Below are 17,807 nucleotides of genomic sequence, written 5' to 3' on the forward strand. Positions count from 1 at the left end.
GAGGGGCCATCTAGTAATTTCGGAGAGGAAACTATGAAGAACAAATTTGTTGTTTCGCTGGCGGCGGCTTCGCTTCTGGCGCTGGCCGGTTGCGGTGAGAGCGAGCAGAAGTCGGAACAGCCGCCGGCAAAAGCCGAACAGCCCGCACCAGCCCCAGCACCGGCACCAGCTCCGGCCCCAGCGCCTGCGGCTACGGAAGCGCCGGCGGCGCCAATGAACGCGGAAGAGACCTTGAAGAAGATCAAGGATCAGGCAGCGACAATGACGGCTGAGCAAAAGCAGGCTGCCGTCGCGACTGCACGGAAGGCGGCTGAGGATGCCGCGACGGCCGCCGGTCAGACCGCGGATCAGGTGAAGGCGGCTGCGGACTCTGCAGAAAAAGCCATCAAGGACGCGCTCGGCGTCCAGTAAGACACTATTCCATGAAACGGAGCGGCCAGCCATGCGCTGGCCGCTTTGCCAAGCATGCAAATGCGTGCGTCAACCGGTCCCGGCAAAACGTGTTTTTCGATACTCGATCGCTCTCGCAATTGCGAAAGAATTTGAATAAAACGAATATATGTCGATTTGGCGCCGCATCAGCGATTTCATTACCAGCACAGCGATCGATGCCTTTTCGAGCATCATCGAGGCGGTGCGCACTGCGTTCGAAGGCGATCCGGAAACGCGACGGCGTGTAGCATTTTCCATCGCCATGATTGCACTATCGGCCAAGATGGCGAAGGCCGATGGCGTCGTGACGCAGGTGGAGATAAACGCTTTCAACGACATTTTCCATGTGCCGCCACAATATCAAGATCAGGTCACACGCCTTTATAACCTCGCCAAGCAGGATGTGGCGGGCTACGAAGCTTACGCCGCGCAATTGGCTTCGCTGTGCGGCTCGGGCAAGCCCAACTGCAAGATGCTGGAAGACATCCTTGACGGGTTGTTCCACATCGCCAAATCAGACGGCGCTCTGCACGATGAGGAACTGATTTTTCTCGGGACAGTTGCGGAGGTATTTGCGATTGATGAGGAGAAATTCGATATCATATTGGCACGGCATGTCGGTCGCAGTCAGGCGGATCCATATCTCGTTCTCGGGCTTCCACGGGACGTCAATTTTGAAACCGCACGCAAGCAGTATCGTGCCCTCGTTCGCGAAAACCATCCGGACAAGTTAATGGCTCGCGGAGTACCGGAAGAGTTCATCGCCATTGCCAACCGGCGCATAGCCGCCATCAATGCAGCTTGGGATAAAGTCGAAAAAGACCTTAAGGCATATGAGCACGTTTGAGCCTGACCACCCGCGGGCTGATGTTCATGCCTCGCCAAATTTTGGTCCGCGCAAGGACGGCAAGCGTCCCTCCATCCTAATCCTGCATTATACCGGCATGGAAACTGGCGAGGCAGCGGAAAGCTGGCTGGCAAATCCGCAAAGTGGAGTGTCCGCTCACTACGTCGTTTACGAAAATGGCCGCATCGTACAGATGGTGCCAGAAAGCGAACGCGCCTGGCATGCGGGGCAGAGTTCCTGGAAAGGCGAGATCGATATCAATTCCTGTTCGATCGGAGTCGAGATCGTCAATGGCGGTCCACTGCTCGGGTTTCCGGATTTCCCTGAACAGCAGATCAAGGCATTGATCGATCTTTGCAAGGGTATCGTGACGCGCCACCACATCCGGCCGGAAAATGTTTTGGCGCATTCGGATATCGCGCCGGCGCGCAAGATCGATCCCGGCGAAAAATTTCCATGGCCAGCGCTTTACGACGCGGGCATTGGCCATTGGGTCGGCCCTTCGCCGGTACGTGGCGGAAGGTTTTTTTCGCTTGGCGATGAGGGGCAACCTGTCGAGGCCCTGCAATCAATGCTAGCGCTTTATGGTTATGGTGTGCCTATCGATGGCGTCTTCGGTTTGTCGACACAATTGGGCATTTTGGCCTTCCAGCGGCACTTTCGCCCTGAGAAAGTCGATGGAGTAGCGGACGTATCGACCATTGAAACCCTGCACAGGCTACTTTCTGCATTGCCGGCGGTCACGTCATAAGTTGTTGAACAAAAAAGTCTTTTTCCAATAGGCTTTGTGCGTTGCAGCATATATATTTCAATGGGTTACACAAAGTTATTTGGCCGATCAATATTCGGCTGCATTGCGCCGTCAAATCCTTGGCCAATGTTCCGGGTAATTGCCCTTGTGTTTTTTGGCACGGAACGGTCCCGGCGTGCACGTTCGTGCGGCCCAAGCTTCTAGACGGAAAAAGATGACAAAAAAAATTGGTATGATTTTCGCCCTCCTTGGGGCGATGGCCTTCTTTGGCACAAATTCAGCATTCAGCGCTCCAAAAGAGCCGACAAACCTCGCCGACTACATGAAGGCAAAACGGGCCGAAGCGGAAAAGCAGAAAGCCGTTAACAAGTCTACGAAGCCAGTACAGTCAAAGACTTATGCCAAACGCGGCGCAGAAAAGACAGTGGTCAAGAAAAGCGTAGTCAAGTCGCAGCGGGTGAGTAAAAAGGCTTCGACCCACAAACGCCCGGTGGTTCACGCCAAAGCGCGGGTGAAGACCGTCGTTCGCAATCAGACGATCAACCGAGTCGATACAATGACCACGGGCGGTGTCCCTTCAGCGATCGGATCGTCGAACTATTCGACGATTATCAGTTCCTACGCGTCGTCTTATGGTGTCCCTTTTGCTCTGGCGAATGCGGTTGTCAGGGTGGAAAGCAATTATCGTCCGAACATGACCGGCGCCGCCGGTGAAATCGGATTGATGCAGATCAAGCTTGAGACAGCGCGTGGCCTTGGCTATACGGGTTCGCGGCAAGCGCTCTACAACCCGGAAACAAATATCCAGTGGGGCATGAAGTATCTTGCCGGCGCGCACAAGCTCGGTAACGGCACGACCTGCGGCACTATCCTGCGCTATAATGCCGGTCATGGCGCTACGCGCATGAATCCGATTTCTGCCAACTATTGCAGTAAGGTGAAGTTGCAAATGGCCTCCATGTAAGGCTGCTCAAACCTCTGCCGAGTTCAAAGGCCGGAAAGTCTCCGGCCTTTTTTCATTTGCCTTTTTCCTCCGAAACGCATTTATACGCATCGCCAGCTGGCCGGGCAGCCGCGCATGTCATACGCCGAAAGGCGGCATGTGAGGAAAGTCCGGGCTCCATGGAAACACGGTGCCGGATAACGTCCGGCGGGGGTGACCCCAGGGAAAGTGCCACAGAAAGGAAACCGCCCCGTCTTTCGTTGCGCCGCATACGGCTCGTATTGGACGCAAGGAATGACGGGGTAAGGGTGAAAGGGTGGGGTAAGAGCCCACCGCGCAACTGGTAACAGGGGCGGCATGGCAAACCCCACCGGGAGCAAAACCGAATAGGGACGGCGTGCCGGGCGAAAGTCCGGCGATCAGTTTCCGGGTCAGTCGTCCGGGTGGGTTGCAGGAGGCGGATGGCAACATCCGTCCAAGATGAATGGCTGCCGCGTTGGATGAAAATCCAGCCATACAGAACCCGGCTTACAGGCCAGCTGGCATTTTCAATTCAATGATTTCGCTGCTGTCGAGCGGTCGCACCGTGCACTGTCAATTACAACTTCCCGAAGAGTCCTAACCCTTCATTAAGCTTAATGAGCGATAAATTCAGAATCGCCGGAAGTGTGCCGGAATTGCGGTTCATTCCCACTCTGTGTCTTGTAATCCCATTGACGCCCATAGTGCCCCATGATATCGATTGATTTCATCAGTAGCGTTCAGTCGACACGGTGTTTCCCGAAATACGATTTGGCATGCCAAGGCTGGCGTTCGGCTCAGATTGCCGGTGCTTGGACATCTATTGGTGGGGCTCGCGCTTCGAAGCGATCGGAGGGCGAGACAGAGGTAGAGATGATGGAAGCCCAGGGGGCGGAAACGGCGGAGTTGCGTTTTGAACCGGTTCCTCGGACATGTGACGAACAGGATCGATGCGAAGGGGCGGGTGTCCGTTCCCGCGCACTTTCGTTCGATCATCCAGGCGGCCGGCCACACAGAACTCTACGCGCTCCGTTCTCTGCATCTGCCTGCGCTCGATGCGGGCGGCCCGGAACTCCTGACGCGCTTCGACAATCATCTGGACAGCGCCGATCCTTTCGCGGAGACGGCGGACGACATGTCGTTTTATCTTCACGCGGATGGCGGTTTCCTGAAGCTGGACGGGGATGGGCGGATAACAGTTACGGATTTCATGCGCGAGCATACGGGCATTTCATCGGATGTGACCTTTGCGGGCGCCAACACACATTTTCAGATGTGGCACCCGGACCGGTTCGAGGCGCATCGGGCAAAGGTCCGGCAGCGACTGGCGGAAAAGCGCCGTCAGGAAAATCTGACCGCGAGGAAGAACTGATGGCGGCTTCGCCAGATGCGGGCGATGGCCGTCATATTCCGGTCTTGCTCGATGAAGTCGTTGCTGCGCTCCAGCCGGAAAAGGGTCAGCTGATCATCGATGGCACATTTGGCGCTGGCGGCTACACCAAACGCATCCTTGAAACAGGCGCTTCCGTCATGGCCATCGATCGTGACCCGTCGGCTATCGCGGCGGGTCGCATCATGGAAAAGGAATATTCCGGGCGATTGACCCTCGTGCAGGGCACTTTTTCGACACTGGACCAGGTCGCTTTGCTTGGCGCCCCCGATGGCATCGTTCTCGACATTGGTGTTTCGTCCATGCAGATCGATGAGGCTGAGCGCGGCTTCTCGTTCCAGAAGGATGGCCCGCTCGACATGCGTATGTCGAGTACCGGTCCGAGTGCCGCCGATGTCGTCAATCGCCTGAAGATCGGTGATCTGGCGCGTATCTTCAATTTTCTCGGGGAGGAGCGTCAGGCCGGGCGCATCGCCCGCATGATCGACAAGCGCCGAGTGACCGAACCATTCATCCGCACGCGCGACCTTGCCAATGCCATAGAGGCGCTTGTCGGCAGAAACCCGAAAGTGCCGATCCATCCGGCGACGCGGGTGTTCCAGGCCTTGCGCATTTTCGTCAATGATGAACTGGGCGAACTCGTACGCGCGCTGCATGCTGCTGAACGGGTCCTGAAACCTGGCGGGCGGCTCGTCGTCGTCACGTTCCATTCGCTCGAAGACCGTATCGTCAAGCGGTTCTTTTCCGACCGCTCGGGGACTGGTGGCGGCTCGCGTCATCTGCCGCAACTCGAACAGCGTCTGGCAAGCTTCACCCCGCTCGGCAAAGGCATTGTGGCACCGAGCGAGGCAGAGGCTCTTCGCAATCCGCGAGCCCGCTCGGCGAAACTAAGAGCCGGCATCCGCACAGACAATCCGCCGCTGGCCGAAGATCATTCGATCTATGGCTTGCCGAATCTTCCAGTGTTCCATGAAACAGCGAGGGGCTGATCCGTGCTGCGTACATTCGACATCATTTTGATCGGGCTGATGATCCTGGCGGCTGCCGTGACCTACAAGATCAAGCACGATGCTGAAAACCAGATGACGCAGGTTACCCGGCTCCAGCGCATGATAACAGATGAGCGGGATACGATCGATCTGCTCAAGGCTGATTGGAGCCTGCTGACCCAGCCGAACCGTCTTCAAAAGCTGGTTGAGACATTTCAAGGCCAGCTCGATCTGCAGCAGGTGGAAGCGCAACAGATCATCAACATCGATGAATTACCGCAGCCGAAACCCGTCTCGCAAGATTTGGATGACGTCGCGAACATTATCACCGAGGCGGATGCAGGTGCGAAAATCAAACCAGACACAACTTTGACCGGCAGCATCAACAAACCGAAGGCGGCGCCCAAGCCGCCCAAGCGAACTGTGCCGATTGCGGCGCCAAAGGCAGCGGGGCTCTATTGATGGCTGCGATCTGGATCAAACAGAAGAAAGCTGAATTGGTAACGGGTATCTCGCCTGTTTTCGCGCTGGACGCCAAAAAGAAAAAATCGGGCAATCGCGCCCGCAATCGCGTCGTTATGGCGATAGCCTGTTTCGTCGGCATATACGGGATCATCGGCGGGCGGCTGGTTTATTACGGGATGCAGGAAGACACGACAGGCTATAATGGCCCGACCGGGGCGGTCCTTGCGTCGCGTCCCGATATTCTCGATCGCAACGGCGAAGTCTTGGCCACCGATATCAAGACCGCCTCGCTTTATGCCGAGCCGCGCAAGATCGTCGATCCGGACGAAGCCATCGAATTGCTTTCGACAGTCTTGCCGGATCTTAATTTCGAACAGACCTATAGCCGCCTCAAGAGCGGGACCGGCTTTGCCTGGCTCAAGCGCGGGCTGACACCGCAGCAGAAGAGCCAAATCATGGCGCTGGGCATTCCAGGCATTGGCTTCCGCACGGAGAAAGCCCGTTTCTATCCGGGTGGTCCTACTGCTTCGCATATCCTTGGTCTCGTCAATATCGACAATCAGGGTATTGCCGGCATGGAGAAATACATCGACGAACAAGGGCTGTCCGACTTGCGCGATGTCGGTCTTGCCGACGGTCGCTCCCTTGAGCCGGTGAAATTGTCGATTGATCTGCGTGTCCAGCATGTCGTGCGCGACGTGGTCATCACAGCGATGCAAAAATACAGGGCGATTGCGGCCGGCGCGGTAGTGATCAACGTGCGTACCGGCGAAGTGCTTGCGATGGCTTCGGCGCCGGATTTCGATCCGAACAATCCGTTCAATGCGCTGGATAAAGACCACCTCAATCGCATGTCCGCCGGCACATACGAGATGGGTTCCACCATCAAGAGTTTCACCACCGCAATGGCCCTCGATTCCGGCAAGGTCAATCTGCAGAGTACCTTCGATGCGAGGCGCCCGATCACCATCGGCCGACAGACGATCCGCGATTTCCATGGGAAAAATCGCATCCTGACCATGCCGGAAGTCTTTATCTACTCCTCAAACATCGGCTCGGCCAAGGAGGCGGACGTTGTTGGTATCGAGGGACACCGTGCATTCCTCCATCGCATGGGCCTGCTTGATCGAATGCAGACGGAATTGCCCGAAGTCGCGCGGCCAATGGAACCGAAGGTTTGGAAGAAAGTGCATTCCATTACGATTGCCTTCGGTCACGGCATGGCAACGACACCATTGCAGACGGCTGTTGGTGCAGCCGCCTTGATGAATGGCGGGAAGCTCATTGAACCTACCTTCCTGCCCCGCACGATCGAAGCGGCAAACAAGGTCGCAAAACAGGTAGTAAGCGAAAAGACCAGCGAGGATATGCGCTATCTTTATCGCCTTAATGCCGAGAAAGGCTCCGGTGGTTCCGGTAACCGGGCGTCGGTTCCCGGGTACCGCGTTGGTGGCAAGACCGGTACTGCGGAAAAAGTGATCAATGGCCGCTACTCGAGCGACGTACGCTTCAACGCCTTTGTCGCAGCGTTTCCGATCGACAAGCCAGAATATGTAGTCCTGACTATTGTCGATGAGCCAAAAGCGGAGGAAGGCAAGGTTGGCGCTACGGCAGGTTTCAACGCAGCACCAATGGTGGCAGATATCATTCGCAGATCGGCATCGTTCCTCGGGGTTCAGCCTGATTTCCGCGAAGAACAAGAATCCGCTCCATTGATGGTTAATTTTGATCAATAACGATAGAACGCGAATCGTATCGTCGCGTTTTCGATGGTTTTAAAGAGAAGATGGGTCCAGTCCGGCCATGAAACTGAAAGATCTGAACGGCATACCAGCCTTGGCTATCTCTGAACTCGGAGAGAAGACAATCCGTGGCCTGACGTCGGATTCTCGTCAGGTCGAGCGTGGATTTCTCTTTGCCGCATTAAAGGGTTCGAAGGCGGATGGCGTCGCTTATGCTGCCGACGCGGTGGCGCGCGGCGCAGCCGTGATCGTGACGTCGCGCGGAGCAAAGCTTGGCAATGTCTCCGTACCCATCATTTATGTCGATGACCCACGCCGGACATTGGCACTGGCTGCCGCCAGTTTCTACAAGTTGCAGCCGGATGTGATGGTGGCCATTACCGGCACCAGCGGCAAAACGTCCGTTGCGTCATTTACGCGTCAGATATGGGCGCAGGCGGGCTTTGCTTCGGCAAGCATCGGAACAACTGGCGTCGTCTCACCGAAGCGCGATGATTATGGTTCGTTGACGACACCGGATCCGGTCGAACTGCACAGATTGCTGCGCGAATTGGTGGAAGAGGGGGTAACCCACGCGGCGATGGAGGCCTCCTCCCATGGCCTCGACCAGCGCCGGCTCGACGGCGTCAGGCTTTTCGCCGGCGCTTTCACCAATCTCGGCCACGATCACATGGATTATCACGCGACAGTCGAGGAATATCATGCAGCAAAGCTGCGGCTGTTCACCGAGCTTCTGCCCAAGGGCGCACCGGCAATCATCTTTGCAGACGATCCGTTCTCAAAGCCCACTATCGCCGCAGCAGAGCAGGCCGGTTGTACGGTTTTGACCGTTGGGCGGAAGGGTGATTTCATCACGCTGAAGCGGGTCGAGCACGAGCGGTTCCGCCAGCACGTTGAAGTGCACATCGCCGGTGAGATCTTTGAGATCACACTACCGCTCGCTGGTGATTTCCAGGTGGCCAATGGTCTGGTCGCAGCAGGCCTTGCGATGGCCTCAGGTGTACCTGCCGCAGCGGCCATGCGCGGGCTTGAGCGGTTGAAGGGTGCGCCGGGACGGCTCGATCTTGTTGGCGCGACGGAAGATGGCGCTCCTGCGTATGTCGATTATGCCCATAAGCCCGACGCACTCGAAAATGTGCTGACGTCAGTTCGGCCGTTCACGACGGGTCGTGTTATCGTGGTTTTCGGTTGCGGCGGCGATCGCGACAAGGGCAAGCGCCCGATGATGGGCGAAATCGCAACGCGCCTTGCTGATGTTGTCATTGTGACCGATGACAATCCGCGTTCTGAAGTTCCTGCGACCATCCGCGCCGAAATTCTCGCTGCCGCTACCGGTGCCCGCGAAATCGCAGACCGCCGTGCGGCGATCCAGGAGGCCGTCGCCATGATGAAGACTGGCGATACGCTGATCATTGCGGGTAAGGGGCACGAAGAAGGACAGACCATTGGCGACGTTGTGCTCCCGTTTTCCGACCACGTCGAGGTCGCCCAGGCGCTCAAGGACCGGCTGGCGCGGGAGAAGGGCGCATGAGCCTGCTCTGGACTTCCGATGCGATGGTCGAAGCGATGAATGGAAGGCCCGTCGGCAAATTGCCCGAAGGGATTACCGGAATTTCCATCGATACGCGCACCTTGCAGACCGGTGAAGTATTCTTTGCCATCAAGGGTGATGCGCTCGACGGCCATGACTATGCAACGGCTGCCGTAGCAGCTGGCGCTGCACTCCTCGTGGTCGCAGAAGCAAAACTGCCGGCGCTCGGAAAACTAAAAGCGCCGATGATCGTCGTTGACGATGTGCTGGCAGCGTTGACCCGGCTGGGCATTGCATCACGGGAACGCTCGCATGCGCAGATCGTTGCCGTCACCGGATCGGTCGGCAAGACAACCACCAAGGAAGCACTGCGGCATGTTCTTGCACAGGCCGGAAAAGTGCATGCTTCCGTCGCATCCTTCAACAATCACTGGGGCGTGCCGCTCACGCTCGCACGCATGCCGGCGGACACTGATTATGGCATTTTTGAAATCGGCATGAACCATGCCGACGAAATACGCCCGCTCGTCAAAATGGTGCGTCCGCACGTCGCGTTGATTACCTTGATTGCTGCTGCACATCTCGGGCACTTCAAGAATCTGCAGGAAATCGCCATCGCCAAGGCGGAAATCTTTGAAGGACTAGTGCCGGGTGGCTATGCGTTGCTCAACCGTGATGACAAGCACTTCAAACTTTTGGAAAAGCTGGCGCACGATGCGGGTGTCGAGCACATCAAGAGTTTTGGAGAGAATGCGCGTGCCGACTACCGCCTGATGAAGCTTAAACTCCACGACGAATGTTCTTGTTTGACGGCGCGTCTTGCCGGCGAGGAAGCGGTCGTCAAAATCGGTGCTCCCGGCAGGCATTTCGTCCAGAACGTACTTGCAGTCCTTGGCGCCGCGCACCTGACGGGGGCGGATATGACCAAGGTAACGCTGGCGCTTGCATCCTTGCGGCCGGAGAGCGGACGCGGGGCGCGCCATCTCCTTGAGATCGCCAATGGAACGTTCACCTTGATCGACGAAAGCTACAACGCCAATCCTGCATCGATGCGCGCGGCAATCGAGCTTTTGGCGGCCGCAACGCCGCAGGGAAAGGGCCGTCGCATTGCGGTTCTTGGGGACATGCTGGAACTCGGCAAGCAGGCACCGAAGCTGCACGCCGAGTTGTCTTCGGTGATCCTGGCCAATCCAATCAACATGATTTTTCTCGGCGGACCGGAGATGGCAGCGCTGAAATCGGCCATGCCGGTTGAATTTCATGCCGAATACAGGCAGACCGTAGACGAATTGCAACCGCAATTGCTGAACGCCATCAGAGCCGGTGACGTGATTATGGTCAAGTCATCCAAGGGGACCGGCTTCGCGCAGATCGTGAAAACGCTTCTGCAGAAATACAACACCGTAGAGCCGCTCGGTCCTGCCGAATAGCCTGCGTGTATGGGGAATTGACACATGTTGTACTACCTCGCCGGTCTGGCGGAACATATCCAGTTTCTAAACGTGTTCCGCTATATCACGTTCAGGACCGGCGGAGCACTGATCACATCAGCGCTGATTGTTTTCCTGTTTGGCCCGCGCATCATCGACTCGCTGCGGATCCGGCAGGGACGCGGCCAGCCGATCCGCGCCGATGGTCCGCAGACCCATTTCAAGAAGGCCGGAACGCCGACGATGGGCGGTCTGATGATCATGACCGGCATTGTCCTTTCTTCGCTGCTGTGGGCAAATTGGTCGAACGTCTATGTCTGGATTGTTCTTCTTGTCGCATTGTTCTTCGGGGCGATCGGCTTTTACGATGACTATCTCAAGGTCAGCAAACAGTCGTTCAAGGGCTTTTCGGCGCGTGCACGCCTCGGCATCGAATTCCTTGTTGCTGCCATAGCCGGCGTTGCCATCATGCGGGCAGGGCAGGAGCCATTCTCGTCCTCGCTGACATTCCCGTTTGCCAAGGAACTCATCCTCAATCTCGGCATATTCTTCATTCCATTTGCTGCCTTCGTCATGGTCGGCGCAGGCAATGCGGTGAATTTCACCGACGGTCTGGATGGTCTGGCGACAGTTCCTGTGATGATCGCGGCTGCTTCGTTCGGCGTCATCGCCTACCTCGCAGGTAACGCGATTTTTGCCGATTATCTGCAGATCCACTTTACCCCGGGCACGGGTGAACTGGCCGTTGTGCTCGGATCGGTCATCGGTGCGGGACTGGGTTTTCTTTGGTTCAATGCGCCCCCCGCCGCTATTTTCATGGGCGACACCGGCTCGCTCGCACTCGGCGGCCTCATCGGTGCAGTTGCCGTTGCCACAAAGCATGAGATCGTCCTCGCCATCATCGGCGGCGTGTTCGTCATGGAGGCAATGTCGGTGATCATCCAGGTGGCATCGTTCAAGATGACGGGAAAGCGTGTCTTCCTGATGGCGCCTATTCACCACCATTTCGAAAAGAAAGGCTGGACGGAGAGCCAGGTCGTGATCCGCTTCTGGATCATTGCCGTGATCCTCGCTCTGATCGGCCTTTCCACGCTTAAACTGAGATAGGTCCCTGCATGATCGCTGCCCACTCCATGAAGGACAAGACCGTCGCGCTTTTCGGGCTCGGCGGTTCGGGCATTGCGACGGCGAAGGCGATTATCGCGGGCGGAGCCAAGATCATTGCGTGGGACGATAATCCGGAGAGTGTGGCGCGTGCACAAAGCGCGGGAATAGAGACAGCTGATCTCCGTCAGGTCGATTGGAAGCAGTTCTCCTCATTCGTGTTGTCACCCGGCGTGCCGCTCACTCACCCGCGACCACACTGGACGGTGGATCTTGCAAGGGCGGCAGACGTCGAGATCATCGGCGATATCGAGCTTTTCGTGCGCGAACGCAACCTGGCTCACAAACACAGCCCTTTCATTGCTATTACAGGTACCAACGGCAAATCGACCACAACTGCGCTGATCGCTCACATTATCAAGAGTTCGGGTCGTGATATGCAGCTTGGCGGCAATATCGGCACGGCAGTCATGACCCTGGAGCCGCCGGCAGATGCACGTTCTTATGTCGTCGAGTGCTCTTCCTATCAGATCGATCTTGCGCCTTCACTCAACCCGACTGCAGGTGTTCTGCTCAATCTGACGCCGGATCACCTCGACCGCCATGGCACGATGCAACATTATACCGAGATCAAGGAACGTCTGGTCGCCGGTAGCGAAACCGCAATCGTCGGCGTGGATGACAGCTTTTCGGCGGCAATCGCCGCCCGGCTGGAGCGGACAGGCAAATCCGTCATTCGCATTTCAAAACGCTTGGCCCTTCGCGATGGGTATTTTGTCAACGGTCCCGAACTGATCTTTGCCAGAAAGGGCGATGAAACAGTCGTTGCTTCGCTCGCGGGTATAGGGTCGCTGCGCGGCAAACATAATGCGCAAAATGCGCTTGCTGCCTTCGCGGCTTGCCGTGCTGTCGGCCTCTCGACTGAAGAAATCAATGCGGGGCTGAAGACGTTTCCAGGTCTCGCTCACCGCATGGAACAGGTCGCGCGGCTCGGCAGGACCTTGTTCGTCAATGATTCCAAGGCAACAAACGCGGAAGCAGCTGCACCCGCGTTGTCATCGTTTCAGCGTATTTACTGGATCGCCGGAGGCTTGCCCAAAGAAGGCGGCATCACTTCGCTATCCGGTTTGTTCCCGCGCATTGCCAAGGCTTATCTGATCGGCGAGGCGGCGCCGCAATTTGCGGCAACACTGGGCGACGCCGCACCATTCGAGATATCCGGCACAATCGGCGCAGCTGTGGATCATGCCGCGCGCGATGCAGCCAAGGACGATTCCGGTGAACCCGTGGTGCTGCTGTCGCCGGCCTGTGCCAGTTTCGACCAATTTCAGAACTTTGAAAAACGCGGCGACGCATTCCGCTCCGCCGTGTTCGCGCTTGAAGGCGTATCGCCAATCGGAGGTGCTCATAATGGTTAGTCGTGTTGACCGTGGTCCCGTTGCCGATTGGTGGTGGACAATCGATCGATTTCTCCTGGCCGCCTGTCTGGCGCTGATGGGGCTTGGCATTCTGCTATCCTTCGCCGCGAGCCCCGCGGTAGCCGAGCGCATCGGCCTCGACAGCTTTCACTTCGTCAAGCGGCAGGCACTCTTCATGGTGCCAGCTGTCATGGTGATGTTCGCAGTCTCCTTCATGGCGCCAAAAACAATCCGGCGCTTTGCCATGATCATGCTCGGTATTTCCCTCGTGGCGATGGTTGGCGCCCTGTTTTTCGGTATCGAGGTCAAGGGTGCCCGGCGTTGGGTCTCGCTTGCCGGTATATCCATTCAGCCATCCGAATTCATGAAGCCGGCCTTCGTCATCATCTGTGCGTGGTTGTTTGCAGAAAACGAGCGCCGCAAGGATATTCCCGGCAACTTCTTCGCCATGGTGTTGTTTGTAGTGGTTGCAGCATTGCTGGTTGCACAGCCCGATCTTGGCCAAACCATTCTGACAGCCGTTACCTGGGGCGCGATGTTCTTCATGGCAGGTGTTCCGTGGTTCTGGATCATCCTCTTGGGTGTTTTGGCAGTTGGCGGATTCTTCGGTGCCTACACGGTCTTTCCGCACGTTGCCGGCCGTATCGACCGGTTCCTCACCGGCGAGGGCGATACTTTCCAGGTAGACGCGGGGCGTGAGGCGATTGTCCGGGGTGGCTGGCTCGGTCAGGGTCCGGGCGAGGGCACCATCAAGCGCATCATTCCCGACAGCCACACCGACTTTATATTCTCGGTGACCGCTGAAGAATATGGCATTGCGCTCTGCCTGTTGATCGTGCTGATCTTTGCGTTCATCGTTATCCGTGGTTTGTCGATCGCGCTTAAAGAACGCGATGATTTCACCCGACTTGCTGTATCGGGTCTGGTGATCCTGTTCGGGTTCCAGTCGATCATCAATATGTCGGTCAACCTGCACCTGATGCCCGCAAAGGGCATGACGCTGCCGTTCATCTCCTATGGTGGTTCATCGCTTATCGCGGTTGCAATTTCGACGGGACTTCTGCTTGCGCTTACACGCCGCCGCCCCGAGGCACGGCGTTCTGCGACTTTGGCAAACTCGAAAATGCATCTGATGGCAGGTAGCACCTGATCGATGTCCAAGGGGGTTATTTTTCTCGCTGCCGGGGGTACAGGCGGGCATCTTTTCCCGGCTGAAGCGCTCGCACATGAATTGATAGAGCGTGGGTGGGAAATCCATCTGGCGACCGACGAACGTGCACAACGCTTTACGGGCGCGTTTCCAGCCGAGCAGATACATGTCGTGAGATCTGCCACTATTGCTGGGCGCAATCCAGTTGCCTTGGCAAAGACCTTCTGGACCCTTTGGCTCGGCAATCTCGATTCCCGCAAGTTTTTCCGGACGTTTCGGCCAAAGCTGGTTGCCGGATTTGGCGGTTATCCAACACTGCCACCGCTCTATGCGGCGAGCGGCATGAAAATACCGACACTCATTCACGAGCAGAATGCAGTGATGGGACGTGCCAACAAAGCGCTGGCAGCCCGTGTCAATGCAATTGCTGGCGGCTTTTTGACCGATACCGATGGACCATTTGCGCAAAAGACAATCACCACCGGAAATCCGGTGCGTCCGGCAGTCCTGGCAGAGGTGGGCAAGCCTTATAGGGCCTCGCAGGCGCACCAGCCCTTTCATTTTCTGATTTTTGGCGGGAGTCAGGGCGCGCAATACTTTTCCACTGCCGTGCCGGCTGCCATCAAACTGCTGGCGCCGGACGATCGCGCGCGCCTTGTTGTGATGCAGCAGGCGCGCTCGGAAGACGAGTCATATGTCCGCTCGGCCTACCAATCGCTTGGTATCAAGGCCGAGGTTGCGCCATTCTTTCTTGATATGCCGCATCGCATCGCCGAGTCCCATTTCGTTCTCTCCCGTTCAGGTGCGTCCACGGTTTCCGAGATAGCTGCCATCGGCCGGCCAGCCATTCTTGTCCCCTTCCCGCATGCCCTTGATCATGACCAGGCGGCTAATGCAGCGGCGCTCCAGGCTGCAGGTGGAGCTGACGTTATCAAACAGTCCGAGCTTTCCCCGGAGCGCATTGCGTCCATCCTGACAAGTGCGATGAACGACCCCGCCCGTCTGGCATTTATTGCGGAAAAAGCCCGCACCACCGGCAAACCTCAAGCCACAAGGTTGCTTGCGGACCTCGCAGAAGCTATTGCGTCCGGTCAACGGATTGAAGATTTCAAAAAAGGAGTGCGTCAATGAAGATGCCGCTCAATATAGGCCTTGTTCATTTCATCGGTATCGGCGGTATCGGCATGAGTGGTATTGCCGAAGTCCTGCACAACCTCGGCTACAAGGTGCAAGGCTCCGATCAGGCTGACAGCGCCAATGTGCAGCGTCTGCGCGAAAAAGGCATCGAGATCTTCGTTGGCCACAAGGCGGAGAACGTAGGCGACGCCGAAGTCGTCGTTGTTTCAACGGCCATCAAGAAATCCAATCCTGAACTGATCGCGGCCCGAGAGAAGCTGCTCCCGGTCGTCCGCCGTGCGGAAATGCTGGCCGAACTGATGCGTTTCCGCAAGGCAGTTGCCATCGGCGGCACGCACGGCAAGACGACGACGACCTCGATGGTCGCTACTTTGCTCGATGCGGGCAATTTGGATCCAACCGTGATCAATGGTGGCATCATCAATGCCTATGGTACGAATGCACGCATGGGCGAGGGCGACTGGATGGTCGTCGAAGCAGACGAGAGCGACGGCACGTTCCTGAAGCTTCCCGCTGATGTGGCCGTTGTCACCAATATCGACCCGGAACATCTCGATCATTACGGAACGTTCGATCGCGTTCGTGAGGCCTTTCGGCAATTCGTTGAAAACGTGCCGTTCTACGGTTTCGGCGTAATGTGCCTGGACCATCCGGAGGTCCAATCGCTGGTATCGCGGATCGAGGACCGCAGGGTGATCACCTATGGTGAAAATCCGCAGGCTGATGTTCGTTTCGTCAATCTCGTCGTTGATGGGGCTGCCTCGCGTTTCGATGTTCATATCGCCAAGCGCAAGACAGGTGAGATCACCGAGATTACGGGGCTGCGCCTGCCGATGCCGGGACGTCACAACGTCTCCAATGCCACAGCGGCGATCGCTGTGGCGCATGAGCTTGGCATCTCGGCCGACGACATCAAGAAGGGCTTGTCGTCCTTCGGCGGGGTCAAGCGCCGGTTCACCCATACCGGTTCATGGAAGGGTGTCGAGATATTCGACGATTATGGCCACCACCCGGTCGAGATCAAAGCGGTCTTGAGAGCGGCGCGGGATTCCGCTAAGGGCCGCGTGATCGCGGTCGTTCAACCGCATCGATTCACACGGCTCGCCAGCCTGTTCGATGAGTTTGCAGCTTGTTTCAACGATGCCGATACGGTTGTCCTGGCTCCCGTCTATTCGGCTGGTGAAGATCCGATTCCGGGAGTGAATTCAGAGGCGTTGGTTTCGCGTATCAAAACCGCCGCACACCGTGATGCGCGCTATATCGCGGGTCCGCAAGAGGTGGCACCTTTGATCGCCGAAATCGCCAAGCCGGATGATTTCGTAATCTTTCTTGGAGCGGGCAATATAACGCAATGGGCCTATGCCTTGCCAAAGGAACTCGCAGCGCTCTAGATTTGGCGGTTGCTCCGACAGGGATGGTTCGGCGGGAAGGATACAATGTCTTCACTTATCGATGGCGAAGCCCTGCTAAAAAAGCTGGGAGATCGGTTCTCTGGTCTGCGCGGACGGCTGACACCCAATATGGCCATGGAGAAGGTCACGTGGTTCCGCGCCGGCGGTCCAGCGGAAGTCATGTTCCAGCCTACGGACGAGGAAGATTTGTCGGCATTCCTCAAAGCTGTCCCGCAAGAATATCCGATCCTCGTCGTCGGTATTGGCTCCAATCTCCTGGTGCGGGACGGTGGTATTCCGGGTTTCGTCGTCCGCCTGTCGGCCAAGGGTTTCGGCGAGGTTGAGCGGGTTGGCGAGACGCAGTTGCGCGCCGGCACGGCTACGCCAGACAAACGTGTGGCTGCTGCAGCGCTGGAAGCAGGCATTGCCGGGTTCCATTTCTATCACGGTATCCCTGGCGGGATCGGTGGCGCGCTGCGCATGAATGCCGGTGCCAACGGCGTTGAAACGCGTGAGCGCGTGGTGGAAGTGCGTGCACTTGATCGTAACGGTGAGGTTCGAATTCTTTCAAACGCCGACATGGGCTACGCCTATCGGCATTCCGGCGCGGCAAATGATCTGATCTTCACTTCGGCGCTGTTCGAAGGCGTACCGGGTGATCGCGGGGACATCCAGACAGCGATGGATGCGGTCCAGCAGCACCGCGAAACGGTGCAACCTATCCGGGAAAAGACCGGCGGTTCGACGTTCAAGAACCCTGAAGGGTCATCGGCCTGGAAAGAGATCGACAAGGCTGGCGGGCGCGGCCTGATGATCGGTGGCGCTCAGATGTCACCGATGCATTGCAATTTCATGATCAACACGGGCACTGCCTCAGGTCATGACCTCGAGACGCTCGGCGAAACCATCCGTTCGCGGGTCGTGCAGAATTCGGGTGTTCGCCTGCATTGGGAAATTAAACGCCTTGGGCTTTTCCGCCCTGGTCATGAAGTCCATGAGTTCATGGGGCAGCTTCTCTGATCTGGATCAAATAGCTTTTTCAAATAATTCATTGCTTAAATTTCAT

The 17,807-nt window shown here is 57.1% G+C and carries 16 protein-coding genes and 1 other RNA gene; all 17 read left to right on the forward strand.

Features of this window, described 5'->3' with window-relative positions; all coding sequences use genetic code 11:
• The first annotated feature begins 33 nt into the window (after positions 1-33).
• The 17 genes from N8E88_RS23870 (at position 34) to murB (ending at position 17,761) form a co-directional block, all read left to right on the forward strand.
• The gene (locus N8E88_RS23870; protein ID WP_262292755.1) at positions 34-411 is read left to right on the forward strand and encodes a hypothetical protein; all 378 of its coding nucleotides are present in this window, start codon (positions 34-36) and stop codon (positions 409-411) included.
• A 148-nt stretch (positions 412-559) separates the two neighbouring features.
• A complete protein-coding gene (locus tag N8E88_RS23875; RefSeq protein WP_262292756.1) occupies positions 560-1,279 on the forward strand; it encodes a J domain-containing protein in 720 nt (239 codons plus the stop codon).
• Positions 1,266-2,030 carry a peptidoglycan recognition protein family protein gene (locus N8E88_RS23880; protein WP_262292757.1) on the forward strand — a complete coding sequence of 255 codons (765 nt, stop codon included), beginning with the start codon at positions 1,266-1,268 and terminating at the stop codon, positions 2,028-2,030. The genes N8E88_RS23875 and N8E88_RS23880 overlap by 14 nt, the downstream gene beginning before the upstream one ends.
• Positions 2,031-2,244: 214 nt before the next feature.
• Entirely contained in the window at positions 2,245-2,994 is a 750-nt protein-coding gene (locus tag N8E88_RS23885; RefSeq protein WP_262292758.1) for a lytic transglycosylase domain-containing protein, read from the forward strand.
• Between the two features lie 92 nt (positions 2,995-3,086).
• Positions 3,087-3,520, forward strand: an RNA gene (gene rnpB, locus N8E88_RS23890) — RNase P RNA component class A.
• Positions 3,521-3,907: 387 nt separating this feature from the next.
• The gene (mraZ, locus tag N8E88_RS23895) at positions 3,908-4,366 is read left to right on the forward strand and encodes a division/cell wall cluster transcriptional repressor MraZ (RefSeq protein ID WP_262292759.1); all 459 of its coding nucleotides are present in this window, start codon (positions 3,908-3,910) and stop codon (positions 4,364-4,366) included.
• Positions 4,366-5,373 (forward strand): 16S rRNA (cytosine(1402)-N(4))-methyltransferase RsmH, encoded by a 1,008-nt coding sequence (rsmH, locus tag N8E88_RS23900; protein ID WP_262292760.1) that lies wholly within the window; start codon positions 4,366-4,368, stop codon positions 5,371-5,373. Before mraZ ends, rsmH begins: the two co-directional genes overlap by 1 nt.
• 3 nt (positions 5,374-5,376) lie before the next feature.
• Positions 5,377-5,835, forward strand: coding sequence for a cell division protein FtsL (locus tag N8E88_RS23905; RefSeq protein ID WP_262292761.1), 459 nt, complete (start codon positions 5,377-5,379; stop codon positions 5,833-5,835).
• Positions 5,835-7,574 (forward strand): peptidoglycan D,D-transpeptidase FtsI family protein, encoded by a 1,740-nt coding sequence (locus N8E88_RS23910; protein ID WP_262292762.1) that lies wholly within the window; start codon positions 5,835-5,837, stop codon positions 7,572-7,574. Before N8E88_RS23905 ends, N8E88_RS23910 begins: the two co-directional genes overlap by 1 nt.
• A gap of 67 nt (positions 7,575-7,641) precedes the next feature.
• On the forward strand, positions 7,642-9,111 hold the full coding sequence (locus N8E88_RS23915) for a UDP-N-acetylmuramoyl-L-alanyl-D-glutamate--2,6-diaminopimelate ligase (RefSeq protein WP_262292763.1): 1,470 nt from the start codon (positions 7,642-7,644) through the stop codon (positions 9,109-9,111).
• Positions 9,108-10,541 (forward strand): UDP-N-acetylmuramoylalanyl-D-glutamyl-2,6-diaminopimelate--D-alanyl-D-alanine ligase, encoded by a 1,434-nt coding sequence (locus N8E88_RS23920; RefSeq protein WP_262292764.1) that lies wholly within the window; start codon positions 9,108-9,110, stop codon positions 10,539-10,541. The genes N8E88_RS23915 and N8E88_RS23920 overlap by 4 nt, the downstream gene beginning before the upstream one ends.
• A gap of 24 nt (positions 10,542-10,565) precedes the next feature.
• Entirely contained in the window at positions 10,566-11,648 is a 1,083-nt protein-coding gene (mraY, locus tag N8E88_RS23925) for a phospho-N-acetylmuramoyl-pentapeptide-transferase (RefSeq protein ID WP_262292765.1), read from the forward strand.
• An 8-nt stretch (positions 11,649-11,656) separates the two neighbouring features.
• Positions 11,657-13,063, forward strand: a complete 1,407-nt coding sequence (gene murD, locus N8E88_RS23930; RefSeq protein ID WP_262292766.1) for a UDP-N-acetylmuramoyl-L-alanine--D-glutamate ligase — start codon at positions 11,657-11,659, stop codon at positions 13,061-13,063.
• The gene (gene ftsW, locus N8E88_RS23935; RefSeq protein WP_262292767.1) at positions 13,056-14,213 is read left to right on the forward strand and encodes a putative lipid II flippase FtsW; all 1,158 of its coding nucleotides are present in this window, start codon (positions 13,056-13,058) and stop codon (positions 14,211-14,213) included. The genes murD and ftsW overlap by 8 nt, the downstream gene beginning before the upstream one ends.
• Positions 14,214-14,216: 3 nt before the next feature.
• Positions 14,217-15,344 carry an undecaprenyldiphospho-muramoylpentapeptide beta-N-acetylglucosaminyltransferase gene (gene murG / locus N8E88_RS23940; protein WP_262292768.1) on the forward strand — a complete coding sequence of 376 codons (1,128 nt, stop codon included), beginning with the start codon at positions 14,217-14,219 and terminating at the stop codon, positions 15,342-15,344.
• Positions 15,341-16,741: a UDP-N-acetylmuramate--L-alanine ligase gene (gene murC / locus N8E88_RS23945; protein WP_262292769.1), complete on the forward strand. Its 1,401-nt coding sequence runs from the start codon at positions 15,341-15,343 to the stop codon at positions 16,739-16,741. The genes murG and murC overlap by 4 nt, the downstream gene beginning before the upstream one ends.
• Positions 16,742-16,786: 45 nt before the next feature.
• Entirely contained in the window at positions 16,787-17,761 is a 975-nt protein-coding gene (murB, locus tag N8E88_RS23950) for a UDP-N-acetylmuramate dehydrogenase (protein ID WP_262292770.1), read from the forward strand.
• Positions 17,762-17,807 lie beyond the last annotated feature (46 nt).

This window comes from Phyllobacterium zundukense (assembly GCF_025452195.1).
In the GTDB taxonomy this organism is placed as follows: Bacteria; Pseudomonadota; Alphaproteobacteria; order Rhizobiales; family Rhizobiaceae; genus Phyllobacterium; species Phyllobacterium zundukense_A.

Excerpts from the sequence above, each read along its gene's own strand:
- N8E88_RS23870 (WP_262292755.1), top strand. The coding sequence starts at position 34 with ATGAAGAACAAATTTGTTGTTTCGCTGGCGGCGGCTTCGCTTCTGGCG.
- N8E88_RS23875 (WP_262292756.1), top strand. The coding sequence starts at position 560 with ATGTCGATTTGGCGCCGCATCAGCGATTTCATTACCAGCACAGCGATC.
- N8E88_RS23880 (WP_262292757.1), top strand. The coding sequence starts at position 1,266 with ATGAGCACGTTTGAGCCTGACCACCCGCGGGCTGATGTTCATGCCTCG.
- N8E88_RS23885 (WP_262292758.1), top strand. The coding sequence starts at position 2,245 with ATGACAAAAAAAATTGGTATGATTTTCGCCCTCCTTGGGGCGATGGCC.
- rsmH (WP_262292760.1), top strand. The coding sequence starts at position 4,366 with ATGGCGGCTTCGCCAGATGCGGGCGATGGCCGTCATATTCCGGTCTTG.
- N8E88_RS23910 (WP_262292762.1), top strand. The coding sequence starts at position 5,835 with ATGGCTGCGATCTGGATCAAACAGAAGAAAGCTGAATTGGTAACGGGT.
- N8E88_RS23915 (WP_262292763.1), top strand. The coding sequence starts at position 7,642 with ATGAAACTGAAAGATCTGAACGGCATACCAGCCTTGGCTATCTCTGAA.
- N8E88_RS23920 (WP_262292764.1), top strand. The coding sequence starts at position 9,108 with ATGAGCCTGCTCTGGACTTCCGATGCGATGGTCGAAGCGATGAATGGA.
- mraY (WP_262292765.1), top strand. The coding sequence starts at position 10,566 with ATGTTGTACTACCTCGCCGGTCTGGCGGAACATATCCAGTTTCTAAAC.
- murD (WP_262292766.1), top strand. The coding sequence starts at position 11,657 with ATGATCGCTGCCCACTCCATGAAGGACAAGACCGTCGCGCTTTTCGGG.
- ftsW (WP_262292767.1), top strand. The coding sequence starts at position 13,056 with ATGGTTAGTCGTGTTGACCGTGGTCCCGTTGCCGATTGGTGGTGGACA.
- murG (WP_262292768.1), top strand. The coding sequence starts at position 14,217 with ATGTCCAAGGGGGTTATTTTTCTCGCTGCCGGGGGTACAGGCGGGCAT.
- murC (WP_262292769.1), top strand. The coding sequence starts at position 15,341 with ATGAAGATGCCGCTCAATATAGGCCTTGTTCATTTCATCGGTATCGGC.
- murB (WP_262292770.1), top strand. The coding sequence starts at position 16,787 with ATGTCTTCACTTATCGATGGCGAAGCCCTGCTAAAAAAGCTGGGAGAT.